The sequence below is a fragment of the Pedobacter sp. PF22-3 genome (assembly GCF_026239555.1).
Taxonomy (GTDB): Bacteria; Bacteroidota; Bacteroidia; order Sphingobacteriales; family Sphingobacteriaceae; genus Pedobacter.
This window is the reverse complement of the sequence record NZ_JAPIVP010000004.1, coordinates 182,145-202,078: the sequence shown is the minus strand read 5'-3', so window position 1 is coordinate 202,078 and position 19,934 is coordinate 182,145. Positions and strand designations below refer to the sequence as shown.

Below are 19,934 nucleotides of genomic sequence, written 5' to 3'. Positions count from 1 at the left end.
CATTAAACATTTCAACTTTACAACAACAAACGAACAAAACATGAATAACGATAAATTTGCTTTACCTTTTTACTGGAACGATTATGAAGATATCGCCATGTCTTTATATGAGAAATTTGGCGATGATTTTACAGAAGCCAAAATCTACCGCGTTCGCTTTACCGAACTTTTAGATTGGGTTTTATCATTGCCTAACTTTAAAGGAACCCGCGAAGAAAGTACCGAAGGCCATTTGGAGCAAATTCAATCTGCCTGGGTTTACGAATGGAGAGATAATCAGTAACTAGTCTTGAGTTCGGAGTCCTCAGTCCTGAGTCGGCACCGAGCGCTTAACCCTAATCGCCAAACGCGCCAATGTTTCTTCAGAAATTAAAAGAGATTACCACTTTCATTTTTGATGTAGATGGTGTGCTTACCGATGGATCTGTTCAGGTTACTGATAATGGCCAGTCGTTGCGCACTTTTAACATTAAAGATGGTTATGCCATGCAATTAGCTGTTAAAAAAGGCTATAACATCTGTATTATATCTGGTGGAGATGGTATTGCGATGGGCAAGCGTTTCTTTAATCTGGGTATAACCGATGTTTTCCTTGGAACAGGGGATAAGGTTGCCATTTTTAATCAATATCTTCGAGATAAGAATATCACTGCAGGAGAAGTGCTTTATATGGGCGACGATATCCCTGATTTAAAAGTAATGAAACTCGTAGGGCTTCCAACATGCCCAGCCGATGCTGTAGAAGAAATAAAAGCGATATCTACATTCATTTCTCCATATAACGGCGGCAAAACCGCTGTGCGTGATATTATCGAAAAAGTAATGAAAGTACAGGGTAGGTGGTTCGATGAAAATCCGAATGCTTCCGATTCGGGGAAATAGGTTATTGGTCACTTGTCATTAGTTCATTGGTAATTGCGAGTAGAGCATTGTTATTACTCCTTCCGCGCTTGTACATCCTGAGCGTAGTAGAAGGATCTCTCTACAAGTATTTTCAAGAAATAACTTAATAATAGATTTCTCCGTTCTGTTTCACTTCAGTCGAAATGACGATACCAAGAAACAGAATGACGTTCTCGTTATAAATCTTCAGTTCAAAAATTTGCAATACATCAGATAATATGCGAGATTTACATCTATAAATTAATCAATCGATTGATTAATTTATAGATGTAAAAACATAATTTTTAATCGTATGAGTACATACCTTGTACCTGTCGATTTTTCTAAAACAGCTGATCATGCTGCGAAATATGCGGCCAGGTTGAGTTTCGCTATGACGAACTCAAAAATTATACTGCTTAATGCTTATTACGTTTCCGAATACGAGAGCATTCTTCCTACCCCTGATATGATCATTACTACTGATGAAAATATCGCCGACGAAATTACCAAAAGGCTCGAAGCACTCGAAAAACTGAAGTCAAAAATGTTGGAAATCAATCCCATGGCCGAAATAGAGGTTGCTTTAAGTAGGGAAACCTTATTGAGATCAATAATCGATCGGGTGAATAGGGAAGAGATTGAAGTTATTATTATCGGTAGTAATGGTAAGAAAGCCAAAGACGAAAGTGATATTGGTTCTAATGCGATTAAAATTTCTAAATCAAGCCCGGTTCCTGTTTTGGTTGTACCACCTAAAGCTGACTATCAATCGATCCGTAAAGCTATTTTAGCATGCGATTTTAAAAAGGTAAAAGAGGTAGTACCTATGCAGGCGCTAAAAAATATCTTAAACAAACATGCCTTAACACTTTTGGTGCTCAATATCAATTCTGGTCATGCTGTTAGCCTACAGGAGGAACAGATTTTACACGAAATGCTCAAAGATTTTTCACCTTCATACCACTACGCTGATCATCCCGATACCATTAAAGGAATCGTAAAATTTGCTAAAAATGAAGAAGCCCAGTTAATTATCGCACTTCCAAAGAAATATAGTTTTTTTGAAGGCTTATTGCACGAAAGTGTATCCCAAAAGTTAACCATTAAATCGCATGTTCCGGTGTTATTGTTGAAAGATTGATCTATTTTATTCTGCAACAGCTAAGTTACATGGCGCCGTTAAACTTTCATTTTTTTTTGCACTCCAATAAGCTCAATTTGGACCAAAAACAACAAAAGAAAAACATGAAAAAGTTAATGATGATTTGCGGATTAATGCTGGGAATAGCTGGTTTCGCTAATGCACAACAAGGCGGCGGACCGGGCAGAATGATGATGAAACCTGATGAAAGAGTAAAACTGTTGGACGAAAAATTAAAGTTATCTGATGATCAGAAAACAAAACTGACCACCGTTTTTACCGAACAAGCCGAAACCATGAAAAAAATGCGTGAAGAGATGCAAGGTGGTGGCGATAGAGATGCGATGAGAGAGAAAATACAAAAAATGCGTGCTGATAATGATGCAAAAGTAACTGCAATATTAACAGACGATCAGAAAAAAGCTTACGAAACCTGGCAAAAAGAGCAACGTGCGGAGATGGAAAAACGTAGACAAGGTGGTGGAAATAACTAATCCTGGAAAAATAAAAAATAAGAAAGCGGCTTTATGTCGCTTTTCTTATTTTAGCAAAAAAATAAAATATGCCTGCCAATTTTCCTCCCATTATTTTAGCCTCTAAATCACCCCGTCGACAAGAACTTTTAAACCTTATGGGTTTAGCTTTTAAAGTCGAACTGAAGGATGTTGATGAAAGTTATCCATCAGATTTAAGTCCTGCAGAAATAGCCGTTTACATTTCAGAAAAAAAGGCCAGGGCCTTTACCGCTGATGGTGAAATAGTGATTACTGCAGATACCATTGTAGCATTAAACGGTGAAATTTTAGGTAAACCAACGGATAGGGAACACGCACAGGAAATGTTGAAAAAGCTATCTGGCAGTAAACACGAGGTTTTTACAGGGGTAACGCTTGCTAAGGAAGGTAAAATGCATTCATTCTATGACCGTACCGTTGTTTATTGTAGAGCTGTTACAGTAGAGGAGATTGATTTCTATATCGATAATTATAAACCTTTTGACAAGGCCGGAAGCTATGGTGTACAAGATTGGTGGGGTATAGTTGTGGTAGAGCGCATAGAAGGCTCTTATACAAACGTTATGGGCTTACCAACGGAAAAGCTTTATAATGAGTTATTAACGTTTATTTAAAACATCTTGTGGAATCCAGCTGAAAGTTTCATCATCTATGAAAATTAGCCTGATGAAAAACAAAATTAACGAAGTGACCATTGCTGAGCCTTGTTCACAGAACTGGGATGAAATGGAAAAAGGCGAAGGCTTTAATTTCTGTACAGCTTGCAGTAAAAATGTAATCGATTTTTCGGGTTATACGAATGCCGAAATTATTAATTTGCTGGCAAATGCAGGTTCTGTTGTATGCGGCCGTTTGGGTCAAAGCCAATTGAACCAACTCAACTATCATCTTACTGTTGTTCCAACAAAAAACAGAAACTGGATGAAGTATCTGGGTGTTTTGGCCATTGGTGCATGTATTTTAAGTCATAGCGCGCAGGCAGCAACGAAAATAAAACCTGTTGAACTTTTTGAAACAACTAAAAATACCCAGAAAGAAAAAGCCGACGAACCTGTAATTTTGAGAAAAGTCTACGGCTTTATGTTTTCGAGCCATAACAAAGTTCCGATGGTGGGTTTAAAACTTAGGTTAAAAGGCACTAACCTTACTGCAGTAACCGATAAAAACGGACGTTATGAATTTAAAATAGATGACAATTTATACTGGAAATATAATGAATTAATTGCTGAAGCTAGTGAATACGTTGTGGCATTTAATTTAGATTATAAAGTTGTTCAGCAAAAGGATTATTATGCATACAAAGCAGAATCTGTCGTCTTAGGAAAGATTGCTGTTTCCTATCATTAGCCTGAATTCATTTTTAATAAAATAGGATTAAAAAGTAATAAATATAAATTGCGCTCTATTTTTAATGATTGATAAGTATGTTATAGATCATTTTTTTATATCAGACTGGCCAGAACACCCATTTTTAAATCATAGGTAGAGAGCATTAGCCGGTTTATTTTTACTCTTCCTAATACGTAGTTTGTAATTAAGGCGGCCATTACAATCATATCAACGCGCAGGGGAATAATGCCTGGCATTTCTACGCGTTGCTGGTGTGTAGAGTTGATCAGTTTCAGTGCAATGTCGATATAATCATCATAGTTAAACTGGTAAGTTTTTAGTTGCTCAATGATTATATTTTGGTGATGCTTTCCGGTAACCAATTCGGCAAATGTTTCGAATGCACCGGCCGAGCCAATTAAGATTTGTGGTTTATATTTTTCGCAGGTTTCGAAAAGATCCGTCAATTGTTCCTGGATATGAAAAAGAATGTTCTGTTTGTCTGCATCAGAAAGCGGGTCTGATTTAAAGAATTGTTGCATTAACCTCGCCGCACCTATGTTATAACTCTTCTTCCAGATCAAATTTTGGGTGTCGCATAACATAAACTCTATACTACCGCCACCAATATCCATAATTAACGATTGTTCCTGTATAGCACCGCTCAGTTTTACGCCTTGATAAATTAATTCGGCTTCTTCGTCACCGCTAATCGTTTCGATGCTTATTCCGGTTCTTTCTTTTGCTACATTTACGAAATCTTTCCCATTTTCTGCACTCCTAACGGCTGAAGTTGCCGTTGCCCTAACCACATCTACCAGATGTTCAGCAATAGTTCGGCTAAAATCCTGAAGACAATTAATCCCTCTTTCAAACGCTGCCGGAATGATAACGTTATCGTTAATCCTCCCTTCTCCCAATTTAACGGGCACATTGGTTTTATATAAAATTTCTGGCTGGTTTCCTGCTATTTCAGCAATAAGTAAGTGGAAGGTATTGGTTCCAAGATCGATAACGGCAACACGCATATTTTTTTGTTTTATATTTTTTTGAAAAGCAGAAACAGTATTTATTTGGGAGTTGCAGTCCTGCTATCCATTAAATTTCGTTAATGTTAGTGCTAAATTAATTTAGTGCAACGAAATATCATTGCTATCAGGTTTATTTTTTTACGTTTGTAGGTTTTGGCAAGGTAGCGAAGGGTATAAAAATTTGGACTATTGTCAGGTTTCAAAAAAAATACCGTGGTGTAAGATGTTGCCATCTTACACTCATAAAACAAAATAACAATATTCACCCAAATTATTAGTATGATCGAAGGAGTCAGATGGTAACATTTAACTTTACAAATGAACCTATTTCACCAATTCCTGCAATTGTTTTGCATTGTGTAATGCGCCAACGCCCCATGTATTATTAAAGTACACAAAAACCTCTTTCTCCTTATCTCCAATCTGGTTTTTAAAATCATTTATCACTTTAATATCGTATTCAGATTTGTACAAAACAGGTTTTCCATGAAAACGGTAATAAATAGTTTCTGTATTCCGAATTGCATCATCAGGTAGAGCAGAAGGATAACTTTGTCCACTAAACGTAATGTTGTTTTTAGCTAACTTTTTATAAATCTCTTCATCAAACCAACTGATGTGGCGAAATTCTGCTACATTTTTAAAATCTGGGTTTAAATTTTCGATCAATAGATTTAACCGTTCTTTACTGTAATCAAACTTTGGTGGAAACTGAAAAAGTACACAACCTAACTTTTCCTTTAGTCCGATTTGAATAGCCTGGTAAAAAGCATCTATAAGTTGCTCACATCCGTGGAGCTGTTTGTAATGCGTAATTAGCCGTGGAGCCTTAATGGTAAATAAGAAATCATCCGTACTTTCATCATACCACTTATCGAACGATTTTTGAGTTGGCATTTTGTAGAATGTGGAATTAATTTCTATGGTGTTAAAATGTTCGCAATAATACTTAAACCAGCTTTTTTGCGCCAAACCTTTCGGATAAAAGACCTCTTTCCATTCCCGGTAATAAAAACCTGAACAACCAATTCTCCATTTCATATATAGGAAACAGGCATTAGGTAGAAAGGTTTATGAGCCGTTAGATATAGCTATAAAAATGATAAGAGAAATACCAATATAAGCGGATAGCTTTAAATAAATGGTGTCTTTTTTACTTATAAAGCCTAAAGTAAGATTAACCAGAAAATGAAGTTGTCAATTTAGTATCTTTTTTCCTATCCTTTCGTCATGCTGAACTTGTTTCAGCATCTTTCTTGCTTGACTAGACCCTGAAATAAATTCAGGGTGACGAACTTAAGTGAATACATTACTGAAAAAACTTCTGTAAAGGCGTTTTATTAATCGAATCAGGGTTTACAATTTTTGGTAACCGTAATTCTAATTAGTTTGTGTAATTGGTAAACATCTAAAAAGATGTCAATGTCATAAAATTCTTAACTGGTTACAGCTTTTTGGTTTAAAAATTGCTCTGATCGGAGATCAGATTTATGAAAACAATTATACTATGAAAACTATCTTAAAATTAACAGCACTTGCGCTTACACTATCTTTTACGGCCTGTAAAAACGATAAGAAAAAAGACGATAATGCTAAAACTGCTTATGCCGAAGCAGATGAAAAAGATGTAAATACCATTATTGAATATAATAATGTGATGGTCAGTTTTACAGATAAAAACAACGATTACATCAAACGTATTGAGGATAACATGATTAAAATTGAAAAAGGACTGCAAAATCCAAATGACCGCTTTGCCTTCATTGGTTTAATCCAACCATTTTCGATACCTACATTTAATAGAAGCGGGCTAAAGCCTGATACCCCACCTAACGCTTTAAACAATGATGATCAGAAATTTTTTAAGGAAAATGTGACCGCAATGACTGGTTTATTGGATAAAATCAAAGAAACGTATAAATCTTTAGATGAATATATCAAAGCAGAAGACTGGAAGGATGATAAGGGAACTAAAGGAAAAGCCTTGGTAGATTCTATTTATAGCATGGGTAAAAAATACTATAACCATGATGAATTGGTTTTGGCCAAATTAAACCTGATTGGAGATGATGCAGAACGTGTAATTTTGAAGACACATCCTTTAAAGGAATACATATTTGCGCTAAAAGATGACCGTAGTGCAACCGCTGCATTTACCAAATTAATGGCAAGTAATAAAAATTATAAATCTATAGAAGCTAAAGCTGCTTATCAGGCCCTTGAGGATCAGCATCATAAACATGAAGCTATGGCTGCACCAGATGCAACCAAATATCCTGGCAAAGACAGCTATTTTAAAAATTTTAACGATAGGTTAAATGACTATTTAATTGCTGCAAGAAAAATGATGCGCGATGCTTCTGCATCTGGTAAATTAACCGATTATAATATTGAAGAACTGGTTCGCCACCAAGACAGCATGCGTTCTGCCTACAACAATTTTGTAGATTAGTATTATAAACAAAAAAGCCGATGCTAAAAACATCGGCTTTTCAATTATATAAAATTACTTACTCGAAGTACTCTTTCATTCTTTCGAAAAAGCTCTTATCATTTTTACCTGGTTGAGGTTTAAAGTTTGGCGATTCGCGTAATTTCTCTAAAACATTTCGTTCTTCGCTACTTAAAGCTTTTGGTGTCCAGATATTGATGTGGATGATTTCATCACCTCTATGGTAAGAATTCACCTCTGGTAAACCTTTGCCTTTTAAACGCAATAATTTTCCACTTTGCGTACCTGGCTCAATTTTAATTTTAGCTTTGCCATCAATTGTTGGTACTTCGATGCTCATACCTAAAGCAGCATCAACAAAACTTAAATGCAAATCGTAAACTACGTTATTGCCTTCGCGTTTTAAGGTTTCGTGTGGAGTCTCTTCAATTAAAATAATTAAATCACCCGGAATGCCACCATTCGGTGCTGCATTTCCTTTGCCGCTCATGCTTAATTGCATGCCTTCACTTACACCTGCAGGGATATTGATGGTGATGGTTTCTTCGCCGCGTACAACACCATCGCCATGGCATACATTACATTTTGCAGTAATTTGCTGACCGCTTCCGTTACAGGTAGGGCAGGTAGATGCAGTTTGCATCTGGCCTAAAATGGTATTGGTTACCCGGCGTACCTGGCCGCTACCACCGCAGGTACCACAGGTACTTACTGATGATTTATCTTTTGCTCCAGAACCATCGCAGGTTTTACAAACAATTAGTTTATTAACCTTGATTTTCTTTTCAGCACCATGTGCAATTTCTTCAAGGGTTAATTTAACTTTTATACGGAGGTTGGTGCCTTTAGCTACACGACGGCCACCACGTTGCTGGCCACCACCACCGCCGCCAAAAAAGCTTTCGAATGGGTTGTGCCCGCCAAAAATATCTCCAAAATTACTGAAGATATCGTCCATGTTCATATTGCCACCACCATAGCCACCAGAAGCGCTACTACCTACACCGGCATGGCCGAACTGATCGTAACGCTGTTTCTTTTCGGGGCTGCTTAAAACTTCGTAAGCTTCTGCCGCTTCTTTAAATTTATCTTCAGCCGCTTTATCTCCCGGATTTTTATCGGGGTGATATTTGATCGCCATCTTACGGTAAGCTTTCTTGATCTCGTCAGCACCTGCGCTTTTGGTTACGCCCAATACGTCGTAATAATCTCTTTTACTCATCTTTTTTTATAAAATGATTGAATGATTGAGTGATGGAATGAAAGAATATCAATTCAATCATTCAAAATTCAATCATTCAATAATAATTTTTACGCTCCAACAACCACTTTAGCGAAGCGGATCACATTCTCATTTAAGGTATAACCTTTTTCAACCTCGTCTATAACCTTACCCTTTAAATCTTCGGTAGGGGCCGGAATATTGGTAATAGCCTCATGGAAATCCGTGTTAAAAGGCTGGTTGATGCTTTCTACATCTTTTAAACCTTTTTGTGCTAAAGTATTTTTCAATTTACTGCTTACCAATAAAATACCTTCTTTAACCGGTGCCACTTCAGTAGCGCTTTCCATGGCTTTTAACGCACGGTCAAAATCATCTAAAACAGGTAAAAGCGAAACAATCACATCTTTACCGGCAGTTTGTAATAACTCTACACGCTCTTTTTGCGTACGGCGTTTGTAATTGTCGAATTCTGCATATAATCGCAGGTATTTATCGTTAAGCTGTTGAACCTCTGCCTGCAATTTCTCTTCGGCAGTTAATTCCGGTGCTTGCTCAGTCTCATTTGCAGTGGCATCAGCATTTTCTACGTTTTCAGTAGTGTTTTCTGATGTGTTTTCAGGATTCATTATATTTTCTTCTTTATCGTGATTTTTCTTCTTATTAAACATAATATAAGGCTGAATTTTTTTGTGTTAATCTCAACTATTTTGCCATAAACGTAAATCAGCCAAGCTGTCAGATTTATGAATGATTATCTGAACAGATTGGCTGATTAGCTGACGGATGTCAGAATTTTTATGCTATTTGTGCATCTTCGTGAACGATGCCATTTTCACATTTGATAATGCGCGATGGAAAAGTACGGATGATCTGGTAATCATGTGTGGCCATTAAAACTGCCGTTCCAGCCTGACTGATCTGCTTCAGTAGGGTTACAATTTCTTCAGAAGTTTCGGGATCTAAGTTACCCGTTGGCTCATCTGCGAGGATAATTTCAGGATCGTTAAGCAAAGCCCTTGCAATTACAATACGCTGCTGCTCACCACCCGAAATTTCGTGCGGCATTTTTTTGATCTTGGAGCGCAAACCCACTTTATCTAAAACGTCTTTAATACGTTCGTTAATCAGCTTTTCGTCTTTCCAGCCCGTTGCTTTAAGCACAAACTCAAGATTTTTTTCTATCGTCCTATCGGTAAGCAATTGAAAATCCTGGAAAACCACCCCTAATTTACGGCGCAAAAACGGCACCTGACTTTCTTTTAGGTTTTTAAGGTCGAAGCCGGCAATATTGCCATCGCCATTGCCAATGTGTAAGTCGCCATATAATATTTTAAGCAAGCTACTCTTACCTGAACCAGTTTGGCCGATCAAGAATACAAATTCGTCTTTTTCGATGTGTAAATTTACATTGGAGAGGACTAAATGTTTCTGTTGAAAAACATCAACATTGCTTAAATGAATTACTGAATTGCCTGCCATATTATATTTCTAATTTTGCAATCTGCCCGAAAGGCAAATCTTTAACCATTTCCATAATGTATTCTTGCTTGTCGCCAAGTCCGAGTTTTTCCAGCGATTTATCGGGTCTATCTACCCTAAAATAAGCTAAAAGTGTAAACTTGTCATCTCTTAACTGTACGTAATCTGGAATTTTGGCTATGCCTTTAACTTTTACGATATACATTGTGTCCAAAAATAGCTATTTAAGCTGAAAGACCAAAGGAGAAAGCTGAAAGACTAAAGTGGAGGAATTTAATTCAGGCTGTTCAAGAAATCAATTGTGTTTACATTATCAGCATAATCCCAAAGTTTTGGATGCTGGCTTTGGCCAAAACTAAATGTGCTTAAAGGTAAAGGAGCTTTGGTAATGATACATTGGATATTCTCCGATTTATCCGCTAACTGATCTTCTACTTCCTGAAGATCATTGTATTCCTCATAAAAGAGGACAGCCAGTGGCGATGTAAAGCTTTCATCTTCTTTTAATAATAAAAAGCCGTTATCGAAATGTTTGGCAGCATTAACCAGGTAAATAGATTTGTTATAATCGTAGTTGTTATTGTATTTAAAATGGTTGATAATGGGTTGGAAACTTTCAATTCCTTCGTAGAAATTAGCAATATCATATCCTTTTGGAAAATATATTTTTGAAACATTTCTACAGCCTAAGCCAAAATAATCAAAAATATCGTTGCCCAGGCTTTGGATATCCTCAAAACTTTCGGAACCATCTAGGACTGCTACACTATTCCTGTTTTTGCGGATTATGTTAGGCACTTTACTGAAGTAGTAATCGAAATACCTGGATGAATTATTACTTCCTGTGGCGATTACAGCATCGAAGTCTTTTAAACGTTCTACATATTCAATTTTATCTGCAAAAGCTGGTTCAATATTCATCAATTCAGCAAGAACAGTTTTAATCAATTTGTCATCAGATGAAGAAAGCTTGATTAAGGCTATGTTTCCTGTTGCTAAAACGCATAAAACATCGTGTAAGCCTACCAAAGGAATATTTCCTGCGAGGATTAAACCAACTTTTTTAGGCGATGTACTAAGTTTTACCGATTGAAACCAAAGGGCCAAATCAGTTTGATTTAACATCTCGGCAAATGATAAGATAGATTTTTTAATATTTTCCTGAGTAAACCATGCATTGGCACTTTCTGCACTATAAAGTGTATTTCCCAGTATGTCAGTAGGGTTTATAAGCTTTCTGCCGAGTTCACTAAATGCGATTATTGCTTTTTCCTGAGTTAATGCTGACATATTTAGAATTATTATTAATGGATTATATCTTATATTTGCAGCGCAAAGGTAAACTAAGCAAAAGAATTAGACGAAAACATGGCAATTAAAATAACAGATGAGTGTATAAATTGTGGGGCATGTGAACCAGAATGTCCAAATAACGCAATTTACGATGCCGGAACTGCATGGCGTTTTTCTGATGGTACGAATTTAGAAGGTATCATTGATTTTGGTAATCAACAGATAGAAGCTGATTCCGCTCAGGAAGCCGTTTCAGATGAGGTATATTATATTGTATCCGATAAGTGTACAGAGTGTAAAGGCTTTCATGATGAGCCTCAGTGTGCTGCAGTTTGCCCGGTTGATTGTTGTGTAGATGACGAAGATATCCGTGAAACAGAAGAAGAATTATTGGCTAAGAAAGCTTGGTTACACCAGGAAGGATAGACTTGATCAGATATAAAAAGGAAAGTCTCGCGTTAAGTGAGACTTTTTTTGTTTAGGCGATTTCGGTTTGTGCGACAGACTCCACTGTTGTGGTCTTTATCTCGACCGGAGCAACGAGCAGTGGAGAGATCTTTGGACTAAGCTATTGAAAACATGTTTAAAAGATTTCTCCATTGCGGTCAAAATGACGATACTCAGATATCATTCAGCTTCTTCAACATCTGTCCATTTATATTGATTTTTATTTAATAAATTATCCCTAAAGGATGACGGCCGTGGTGAGTAATTATTCGTAGGATCTATGCCTGTTAGCAGTTTTTTCGTAATAAACAGTCACGAATTTTCTATAAATCATGCTAACTAATGAACAAATGACAAATGAACTAGTGAACCAACTAATCAACATCACATTTATTTGGGATAATCAAAACCGGACAAGCTGATTTTCTAGCCACATGTTCAGCAACGCTTCCCATTAAAAAATGGTACAAGCCCGTACGTCCATAAGTGCCTATAACAATTAGATCAGATCCCCATTCGTCTGATTGCTGGATAATACCATGTGCTGCGGTATCAACAACGCTCAAGTAAGTGGTGGATACGCCTTTTCCGTATTTAGTTTCTATTTCTTTTAGTAAAATGTGGCTGTTTTCTTCACTGTTATCATAAGTTTCTAAGAAAACCGGGGCCAGCGTTAAGTCAGGATTTACATTAGCAGGAATAGGTTCGATAATGTTAACCAAGGCAACTTCTGCCCCAAATTTTTCCGCCATATCGTAACCGGCTCTTGCCGCTTTTTCCGAGCAGGTGCTATTATCAACGGCAATTAATATTTTTTTAAAATTCATGGCAGGTTTATTTAAGAATGAACATCATAAAAATAACAAATTTGTGTTCAAAATGTTAGGCAATGGATGTATTTTATTAGTTTTACAATGGTTTAACGAGCAAGTTTAAATGGAAAATCAATACGGTATTTGTAGAGTCGCGGTAGCCCCGTTAAGAGCAGATGCATCAGATAAAGCAGAAATTGTTTCACAACTATTGTTTGGCGATCATGTTGAAGTTATTCAGAAAGAAGAACGTTGGTGGCTGATTCAGAATGGTTATGATGGTTATGAAGGCTGGATGGATTTTAGGCAGCTGGCGCCCATTAGCCAGGGTCAGTTTATCGAAATGCACGATTGCCATTTGCTGGCGCCTTTAAGTTTCAATAATGTGGTAACCGCTAATGATGGCAGTTTGTATCATTTAAGTCCGGCAAGTAATCTTCCCTTTTTAAAAGATGGGTATTGTTATGCCGGAGAAGAAAAGTTTAAACTGAATTTCGAAGCATACGATAATCATGCTGTGAATTTTATAGATGAAGTTACCGAAACAGCAAAATTTTTTCAAAATATTCCATATTTATGGGGTGGAAGGCATTTATTTGGTTTAGATTGCTCAGGCTTTACGCAAACGGTATTTAAAATGTTGGGCATCAAATTAAACCGTGATGCTGTTCAGCAGGCTGAACAAGGTGAACTCGTTGGTTTTCTGGCTGAATGCAGAGCTGGTGATGTAGCTTTTTTTGATAATGATGAAGGCAGAATTACCCATGTTGGCATAATGTTGAGCCCAAATGAAATCATCCATTCCTCCGCAAAAGTAAAAATCGATCCGATTGATGATCAAGGGATTTTTAATAAAGAACTGGGGAAATATTCACATAAATTGAGAATTATTAAGCGATTTGTTTGATAATTGTCTGAAATGGATCTTAATCAAAAAAGATGAGGTTTTGCTTTAATTGCGCTGAAATCGTCATGCTGAACTTGTTTCAGCATCTCTAATTAAAGACCTTGAAATGAATTACCTTCGGTGAGCTCGCTAAGGCTCGGTTCAGGGTGACGCCTGATACTAATTAAACTAAATTATTCCATCTCCCAAACCATTACCTGCCGGTCATCACCTGTAGAGATCAAATATTTACCATCACGGCTCCAGATAATTTTATTAATGGAATGGGTGTGGCCGATTCCGGCTTTCTCCAGATTTAGTATTTTATATAGTTTAAAATTTTCTGCATCCCAAAGTTTAATACTTTTATCCTGACTGCTGGTGGCAAAGTAGGGCAGGGTGGGGTGGAATGCAATATCATAAATGGTAAACATATGGGCCGGAACAGTTTGTAGCAACTCATAATCTGGCAGGCTCCAGATTTTCAACTGTGCGTCACGACTTCCAGATATTAAATACCTCTTTTCAGGGTGGTAAGCGAGGGATGTAACCGGATGTTTATGTCCTTCCAGGTTTTGTTTCAGGCTATAATCGCTTAGGTTGTAAATTTTAATCAGGTGGTCTTTACAACCAAAGGCAATCTCCGTTTCATCAGGAGAAAGGGCAATGGTACGAACGGTATCATAAGCTGCTTGAAAGCGGTAAATCTCTTTAAAATCACTTAACGACCAAACCGCAACTGATCCATCTTCGCCTGTGGTGATCAGCTCGTTTTTAGTTTGGACGGTTTTAATGTTGAAAATCGGCTTTAAGTGTGCGTTGGTACGTGTAATTACTTCCTGTTTCTTTAAATCATACACACTAAAAGCACCACTTCTTTCGCCCACAAACAATTGCTCATTGTAGTAATGCAGGCAATAAACAGAGCTTTGCACAGGCATTTTAACCTTCACAAAAGCCATGTTAAGTAGCGACCACTCTACCACACCCTTATCATTTCCAGCGCTAAAAAATATGCCGTCTTCATCAGCGTTGGCTAAAGCGTAAACAGGGTTTTGATGTCCGGGTAAGGTTTGTAGGTGTTTAATCATGTGGGGAAGGTTGGAAGGAGGGAAGCTTGGAGGCTTGAAGGATATTTAAACCCTCTACCTTTCGGCCTTTTACCTCATTTGTATCTTTTTTCTAAATCAGAATTAGGTCAATTTGCAAAAATCTTTGGGAAATTTATTTCTTCACCAAATTCATTAAATTTTATTTCGTTTAGTCGGTTAAAAATTCTTTCTGAATCTGAAATGGAAATTTCAATGGCTGTACTAAACACTTCAACTGGTAATTTCTCTTCGGTATAATTAATAAAAATCAAACTTATAGTTTCACTTGTTCTACCCTTAGCCTGATTAATGGAATAATATTTTGATGTTTTAAGTTTAGTTTTCCAAAAGCCATAATTATGTTGATATGAAATATGACTTGTACTAATGACATAAAACTCTTCTCCAAAAGTATTCCAGAGTAAATACCTACCTAAAGTGAAAAAATATGCAATTGGTAATAAAAACGGAAACACATTAGGTTTTTCATCTTGCAAGCTAATGGCAAACCAGAATAAGCCAAAGATCGCAACAGTATTAAAAACGAACAAAAATATCTTTAAGTAATAATTTGTAGGGATTATACTCCTTACAAATATATTTAGATCATCGAAATTAATATTTGTTTTCAATATAGATTTTATTTATCTGTTTCTTTTAGTTACAATATTAACTCAATTAATAGTTACTACTGAAAAATTTCAAATAGAAAGTCACCAATTTTAGTCCTGAACAAATATAATATAGAAATTATTACTGCGGTTAATAGATAAGATTTTGCGCTTGGAAAGTTTAACTTCTTTAAATTTATTAATGCGAAAATCGCGCAGATTAGAATAGTTAAGATTAATGCTACCCATTCTCCTATAAACATATTGAATGGTAAACTAGTAATTCTATCAGATTCTGTACTTTCTCCTAAAGCCATCCAAAATACAATTGGAATAATTAACACATAAATTAAAGCACAAATAAAAAAAGCTCCGATAAAGACCAATAAAAAATGCCAGATCAAAATTTTCGACTTTATAATCGCGTTAATTTTATCTAACATTCTTTAACTATTTGTGTCTTATTTTTAAAATTAAAGCGGAAGCTTTGGAATTTATAACCTTAAACCCTCAACCTTCCAGCCTTCTACCTCATTTGTGTCTTTTCTCTAAATTTTTCGCTATATCCTGGATAGATAGACCTTTTTCTTTCAATAAAAATAAAAGGTGGAAAATGAGATCCGAAGCTTCTCCGATAAGTTCTTCCTCCGATTCTGCCAATGCAGCAATTACAGTTTCTACACCTTCTTCGCCAACTTTTTGTGCAATTTTATTTAAACCTTTGTTGCGCATTTTGTTGATATAAGAACCCTCAACCGGATTTTCATATCGATCATTAATGATATTTTCGAGCTCGAAAATGAAATTCTGGTTGAAATCTGTTTTGAAACAGCTGCGACTACCGGTATGGCAGGTTGGACCAACGGCATCCGCTTTGATCAGAATGGTGTCGTTATCACAGTCTACAAAAATTTCTTTAACAAACAAAAAATTGTTGCTGGTTTCCCCTTTGGTCCAAAGGCGGCTTTTGGAGCGTGAAAAGAACGTAACTTTACCTTCAGCCTGGGTTTTTTCCAAAGCCTCAGCATTCATATAACCCAGCATCAAAACTTCTAATGTTTTATGATCCTGAATAATTACAGGGAGTAAGCCTGCGGTTTTATCCCAGTCTAGGGAATTCGTATCGATTGTCATTTTATTTTTTATTTTGGAAAAGCAGACTCATGACTATGGACTGCTGACTCCAGACTTATTATATTCTTACCGGAATCTGATTCCTTTTTAATTCCAGTTTTAAATCGGGAATGAGTATTTCGCCATAATGAAATACTGAAGCTGCCAGTGCGGCATCAACATTGGCTTTTTGAAAAACCTCAGTAAAATGCTCCATGCTGCCTGCTCCACCAGATGCGATAATCGGAATATTGATCATTTGGTTTATCTTACCTAGTAATCCACAATCAAAACCCGCTTTGGTGCCATCATGGTCCATAGAGGTTAACAAAATCTCTCCTGCACCTAAATCTTCTGCCTGTTTAATCCAGTTTTCGGTTTCCAGCTCGGTAATTAGCCTTCCTCCATTTAAATGAACCATGTTTTTGCCGTGTACATGTTTGGTATCGACTGCTAAAACCACAAATTGTACCCCGAAAGTTTTAGCAAGGTCTTCAATCAGCTTAGGGTTACGAACAGCTGCAGAATTGATACTGATTTTATCGGCACCTGCATTTAGAAGGGCCTCAGCATCGGCAATTTCTGTTATTCCTCCGCCAATGGTAAAAGGGATATTCAATTGGCGGGCAACTGATTTAACCATTTCAATCATCGTTTTACGACGCTCGTGCGTTGCTGTGATATCCAGAAAAACCAATTCGTCGGCACCTTGTTGTGCATATTGGGCAGCCAGTTCAACCGGGTCGCCTGCATCGCGTAAATCAACAAAGTTTACACCTTTTACCGTGCGACCATCTTTAACGTCTAAACAAGGGATTATTCTTTTTGAAAGCATATTTTGTTTGGTTGTCATGCTGAGGAACGAAGCATCCTTTTCATCGGGTGCAGATCCTTCATTCTTCAGGATGACATAAATATTTATGGAATTAAATCGAACTCAAAGCCTTCAAATTCCACTCTTTAATTTCTTCGATGGTAATCCGGTCTTCGTAAATCGCTTTTCCTACCACCACACTTCTGATTGGATATTTAGCCAGTTCGTAAATATCTTCCATTGAACTTACACCACCGGAAGCAATTAGTTTGATCATTGGTGAGTGTTCCAGTAGTTTTTGGTATAATTCAATCGCTGCGCCGCCTAATTTTCCATCCTTGCTGATATCGGTGCATAAGAAACGGAAAAATCCCAATGAAAGGCATTTGTCCACGTAATCCATCAGTTTAATCGGTGAACTTTCCATCCAGCCTGAGTACTTAATTACTTCATCCAAAACGTCGATGGCAATAACAATGCGGTTAGCATAATCTTCTTTTTTAGCAAAAGTCTCGCTTAATTGAGGTAAAAAATCAGGATTGGTAATCGCCTGTGTACCTACAATTACGCGTTGGATACCGGCATCAAGCAAATTGTTAACCTGCTCAATGGTTCTGATCCCACCGCCATACTGCACCTTCATGTCCGTTTTTTTAATGATCTCGAAGAGTGCTTTTTGGTTGCTAAAATCACCTTTAGCTCCATTTAAGTCGATAATATGGATAAAATCTGTACCATTTGAACGGTATTTTTCTATCATTTCGGGAATGGAAACATCATATTCCGTTTTCTGGTTGTAATCGCCTTCACGAAGACGGACAACTTTTCCATCCAAAATATCAATAGCAGGTATTATGTACATTTTATAAGCTTAAGTTTGAAAAATTTTTTAATACTAGTTCGCCGGCTTTTCCCGATTTTTCAGGATGAAATTGAACGCCGTAAAAATTATCTTTTTGTACCGCTGCCGAGAACTTTAAACCATAATCAGCAGATGCAATATCAAAAGTAGGGTTATATTCAATAAAGTACGAATGCACGAAGTAAAATTGTGTATTATCTTCAACACCTTCAAACAATGAATTGTTTTTTGGCATTATAGCATTCCAGCCCATGTGTGGTATTTTGATATTCAGTGACTTATCGAATTTTTTGGTTTTCACCGGAACGATATTCAACAGTGTGGCATCTCCCTCTTCAGAATGTTCAGTAATGAGCTGCATGCCCACACAGATACCTAGCACGGGTTTAGTTAATTTTTTTATCGCTTTAACAAGGCCTGTTCCCTTGAGTTTTTCCATGGCAGCACCCGCATGGCCAACACCCGGGATTATGATGTGACTATATTTTTCGAGGTCATTTTCTGTATTTACCATGCCATAGGTTACGTTTAAGCGGTCTAATGCTGCGGTAAGAGAGAAAATATTGCCTGCTCCGTAGTTTACTATTCCTATCATAGTATTGAGTATTTAGTATCGAGTATCAAGCCTTGATGTTTGTTTTCTTAAAATTTGAAAATGAAAGTCAGTTTTTCATGGGTGCTGTAGTCCCGCTATTGCTTATAGTCCTCTCCCGATGAAGAATCGGGATGCGGGCTATTCCGCTCTATCGGGTTTATTTAACAGCGGATAGGCGTCAAAACCTTCCGCCATAAACCTTTCAGCCTTCCACCTTTCTTACAACATTCCCTTTGTGCTCGGCAATACCATTTTCTCCGCATCACGTTTTATGGCCATTTTAATGGCTTTAGCAAATGCTTTAAAAATAGCTTCGATTTTGTGGTGCTCGTTATCGCCTTCAGCTTTAATGTTCAGGTTGCATTTTGCAGCATCGCTAAACGATTTAAAGAAATGGTAAAACATCTCTGTTGGCATATCGCCAACTTTTTCGCGTTTAAACTCAGCATCCCAAACAATCCAGTTTCTTCCTCCAAAATCAATGGCAACCTGTGCCAGGCAATCGTCCATTGGTAAGCAAAAACCATACCTTTCAATGCCTAATTTATTGCCTAATCCTTTAGCAAAGGCTTCTCCCAGTGCAATACCGGTATCTTCTATCGTGTGGTGCTCATCAATATGTAAATCACCTTTTGCAATCACCTCCAGATCGACACTTCCGTGTCTGGCGATCTGATCAAGCATGTGATCGAAAAAGTTTAAACCGGTTTCGATTTTTGCCTTACCTGTTCCATCCAGGTCAAGGTTAATGGTGATGTCGGTTTCATTGGTCTTGCGTTCATGATGAATTTTCCTGCTTCCTGCTTTAAGCAAGTTATAGATATCTTCCCATTTCTTGGTTTCCAGAATAATCACATCCAATAATGTTTCATGCTTATCTAGTGCTTCTGTTGAACCTAATGTATCATTCTGACGAAGAAAGATTGCTTTTGCGCCTAAATTTTTGGCCAATACCACATCATTCAGACGATCGCCGATGACAAAAGAGTTTTTCAGGTCATACTCTTCGCTAAAATATTTGGTTAATAAAGCGGTGCCTGGTTTACGCGTTGGGGCATTATCTTTGGCAAATGTTCTGTCGATCACGATCTCGCTAAAGTTTACACCTTCACCTGCAAAAGTATCCAGCATGAAATTATGGATGGGCCAGAAATTTTCTTCCGGATTTGAAAGTGTTCCCAATCCATCCTGATTGGTAACCATTACGAGTTCGTAATCCATTTCAGCTGCAATTTTCGATAAATAATATAACGAACGCGGATAAAATTTAAGCTTTGCAAAACTATCTACCTGTTCATCATCAGGCTCAATATTTAAAGTGCCATCCCGATCTATAAATAATACTTTTTTCAT

Annotated in this window: 25 protein-coding genes; 9 read left to right on the top strand and 16 right to left on the bottom strand. The window is 37.1% G+C overall.

The window, feature by feature from the left end; all coding sequences use genetic code 11:
• Nucleotides 1-40: 40 nt before the first annotated feature.
• From iscX to OQX63_RS07405, 6 genes are all read left to right on the top strand, one after another.
• Nucleotides 41-283 (top strand): Fe-S cluster assembly protein IscX, encoded by a 243-nt coding sequence (gene iscX, locus OQX63_RS07430; RefSeq protein WP_265850266.1) that lies wholly within the window; start codon nt 41-43, stop codon nt 281-283.
• 71 nt (nt 284-354) lie between these two features.
• Nucleotides 355-882: a KdsC family phosphatase gene (locus OQX63_RS07425; protein WP_265850265.1), complete on the top strand. Its 528-nt coding sequence runs from the start codon at nt 355-357 to the stop codon at nt 880-882.
• A 313-nt stretch (nt 883-1,195) separates the two neighbouring features.
• Nucleotides 1,196-2,026, top strand: a complete 831-nt coding sequence (locus OQX63_RS07420; RefSeq protein WP_265850264.1) for a universal stress protein — start codon at nt 1,196-1,198, stop codon at nt 2,024-2,026.
• A gap of 104 nt (nt 2,027-2,130) precedes the next feature.
• On the top strand, nt 2,131-2,520 hold the full coding sequence (locus OQX63_RS07415; RefSeq protein ID WP_265850263.1) for a Spy/CpxP family protein refolding chaperone: 390 nt from the start codon (nt 2,131-2,133) through the stop codon (nt 2,518-2,520).
• A 68-nt stretch (nt 2,521-2,588) separates the two neighbouring features.
• The gene (locus tag OQX63_RS07410) at nt 2,589-3,155 is read left to right on the top strand and encodes a Maf family protein (RefSeq protein ID WP_265850262.1); all 567 of its coding nucleotides are present in this window, start codon (nt 2,589-2,591) and stop codon (nt 3,153-3,155) included.
• A gap of 52 nt (nt 3,156-3,207) precedes the next feature.
• The gene (locus tag OQX63_RS07405) at nt 3,208-3,888 is read left to right on the top strand and encodes a hypothetical protein (protein ID WP_265850261.1); all 681 of its coding nucleotides are present in this window, start codon (nt 3,208-3,210) and stop codon (nt 3,886-3,888) included.
• A gap of 95 nt (nt 3,889-3,983) precedes the next feature.
• Here the strand turns inward: OQX63_RS07405 and OQX63_RS07400 are convergent, their stop codons facing one another.
• Both OQX63_RS07400 and OQX63_RS07395 read right to left on the bottom strand, forming a co-directional pair.
• Nucleotides 3,984-4,898: an exopolyphosphatase gene (locus OQX63_RS07400; protein ID WP_265850260.1), complete on the bottom strand. Its 915-nt coding sequence runs from the start codon at nt 4,896-4,898 to the stop codon at nt 3,984-3,986.
• A gap of 327 nt (nt 4,899-5,225) precedes the next feature.
• On the bottom strand, nt 5,226-5,942 hold the full coding sequence (locus tag OQX63_RS07395; protein ID WP_265850259.1) for a DUF72 domain-containing protein: 717 nt from the start codon (nt 5,940-5,942) through the stop codon (nt 5,226-5,228).
• Between the two features lie 466 nt (nt 5,943-6,408).
• Here OQX63_RS07395 and OQX63_RS07390 point away from each other — a divergent pair, with 466 nt between their 5' ends.
• Complete coding sequence (locus OQX63_RS07390; protein WP_265850258.1) at nt 6,409-7,353, top strand: hypothetical protein; 945 nt, start codon at nt 6,409-6,411, stop codon at nt 7,351-7,353.
• Between the two features lie 58 nt (nt 7,354-7,411).
• Here the strand turns inward: OQX63_RS07390 and dnaJ are convergent, their stop codons facing one another.
• From dnaJ to OQX63_RS07365, 5 genes are all read right to left on the bottom strand, one after another.
• Entirely contained in the window at nt 7,412-8,575 is a 1,164-nt protein-coding gene (gene dnaJ, locus OQX63_RS07385) for a molecular chaperone DnaJ (RefSeq protein ID WP_265850257.1), read from the bottom strand.
• An 89-nt stretch (nt 8,576-8,664) separates the two neighbouring features.
• Entirely contained in the window at nt 8,665-9,246 is a 582-nt protein-coding gene (locus OQX63_RS07380) for a nucleotide exchange factor GrpE (RefSeq protein WP_265850256.1), read from the bottom strand.
• Nucleotides 9,247-9,373: 127 nt separating this feature from the next.
• A complete protein-coding gene (locus OQX63_RS07375; RefSeq protein WP_265850255.1) occupies nt 9,374-10,057 on the bottom strand; it encodes a cell division ATP-binding protein FtsE in 684 nt (227 codons plus the stop codon).
• A gap of 1 nt (nt 10,058) precedes the next feature.
• Nucleotides 10,059-10,262, bottom strand: a complete 204-nt coding sequence (locus OQX63_RS07370) for a hypothetical protein (RefSeq protein WP_057932355.1) — start codon at nt 10,260-10,262, stop codon at nt 10,059-10,061.
• 68 nt (nt 10,263-10,330) lie between these two features.
• A complete protein-coding gene (locus OQX63_RS07365) occupies nt 10,331-11,347 on the bottom strand; it encodes an acyl-CoA reductase (RefSeq protein ID WP_265850254.1) in 1,017 nt (338 codons plus the stop codon).
• 78 nt (nt 11,348-11,425) lie between these two features.
• Here OQX63_RS07365 and OQX63_RS07360 point away from each other — a divergent pair, with 78 nt between their 5' ends.
• Nucleotides 11,426-11,776, top strand: a complete 351-nt coding sequence (locus tag OQX63_RS07360) for a 4Fe-4S dicluster domain-containing protein (RefSeq protein ID WP_029283424.1) — start codon at nt 11,426-11,428, stop codon at nt 11,774-11,776.
• Between the two features lie 395 nt (nt 11,777-12,171).
• Here OQX63_RS07360 and OQX63_RS07355 read toward each other — a convergent pair whose 3' ends face one another.
• Nucleotides 12,172-12,624, bottom strand: a complete 453-nt coding sequence (locus tag OQX63_RS07355) for a universal stress protein (protein ID WP_265850253.1) — start codon at nt 12,622-12,624, stop codon at nt 12,172-12,174.
• Nucleotides 12,625-12,733: 109 nt separating this feature from the next.
• Between OQX63_RS07355 and OQX63_RS07350 the strand changes: the two genes are divergently transcribed.
• Nucleotides 12,734-13,516, top strand: coding sequence for a C40 family peptidase (locus OQX63_RS07350; protein WP_265850252.1), 783 nt, complete (start codon nt 12,734-12,736; stop codon nt 13,514-13,516).
• Between the two features lie 173 nt (nt 13,517-13,689).
• On the opposite strand, the gene OQX63_RS07345 is transcribed toward OQX63_RS07350, so the two are convergent.
• From OQX63_RS07345 to hisB, 8 genes are all read right to left on the bottom strand, one after another.
• Nucleotides 13,690-14,586 carry a WD40 repeat domain-containing protein gene (locus OQX63_RS07345; protein ID WP_265850251.1) on the bottom strand — a complete coding sequence of 299 codons (897 nt, stop codon included), beginning with the start codon at nt 14,584-14,586 and terminating at the stop codon, nt 13,690-13,692.
• Nucleotides 14,587-14,693: 107 nt separating this feature from the next.
• Nucleotides 14,694-15,218, bottom strand: a complete 525-nt coding sequence (locus tag OQX63_RS07340) for a hypothetical protein (RefSeq protein WP_265850250.1) — start codon at nt 15,216-15,218, stop codon at nt 14,694-14,696.
• A 56-nt stretch (nt 15,219-15,274) separates the two neighbouring features.
• Complete coding sequence (locus OQX63_RS07335) at nt 15,275-15,640, bottom strand: hypothetical protein (protein ID WP_265850249.1); 366 nt, start codon at nt 15,638-15,640, stop codon at nt 15,275-15,277.
• Between the two features lie 88 nt (nt 15,641-15,728).
• The gene (gene hisIE / locus OQX63_RS07330) at nt 15,729-16,331 is read right to left on the bottom strand and encodes a bifunctional phosphoribosyl-AMP cyclohydrolase/phosphoribosyl-ATP diphosphatase HisIE (protein WP_265850248.1); all 603 of its coding nucleotides are present in this window, start codon (nt 16,329-16,331) and stop codon (nt 15,729-15,731) included.
• 58 nt (nt 16,332-16,389) lie between these two features.
• Nucleotides 16,390-17,145, bottom strand: coding sequence for an imidazole glycerol phosphate synthase subunit HisF (gene hisF / locus OQX63_RS07325; protein WP_265850247.1), 756 nt, complete (start codon nt 17,143-17,145; stop codon nt 16,390-16,392).
• Nucleotides 17,146-17,236: 91 nt separating this feature from the next.
• The gene (hisA, locus tag OQX63_RS07320) at nt 17,237-17,986 is read right to left on the bottom strand and encodes a 1-(5-phosphoribosyl)-5-[(5-phosphoribosylamino)methylideneamino]imidazole-4-carboxamide isomerase (protein ID WP_265850246.1); all 750 of its coding nucleotides are present in this window, start codon (nt 17,984-17,986) and stop codon (nt 17,237-17,239) included.
• Nucleotide 17,987: 1 nt separating this feature from the next.
• Nucleotides 17,988-18,581, bottom strand: a complete 594-nt coding sequence (gene hisH, locus OQX63_RS07315; protein ID WP_265850245.1) for an imidazole glycerol phosphate synthase subunit HisH — start codon at nt 18,579-18,581, stop codon at nt 17,988-17,990.
• Nucleotides 18,582-18,800: 219 nt separating this feature from the next.
• Entirely contained in the window at nt 18,801-19,934 is a 1,134-nt protein-coding gene (hisB, locus tag OQX63_RS07310) for a bifunctional histidinol-phosphatase/imidazoleglycerol-phosphate dehydratase HisB (RefSeq protein WP_265850244.1), read from the bottom strand.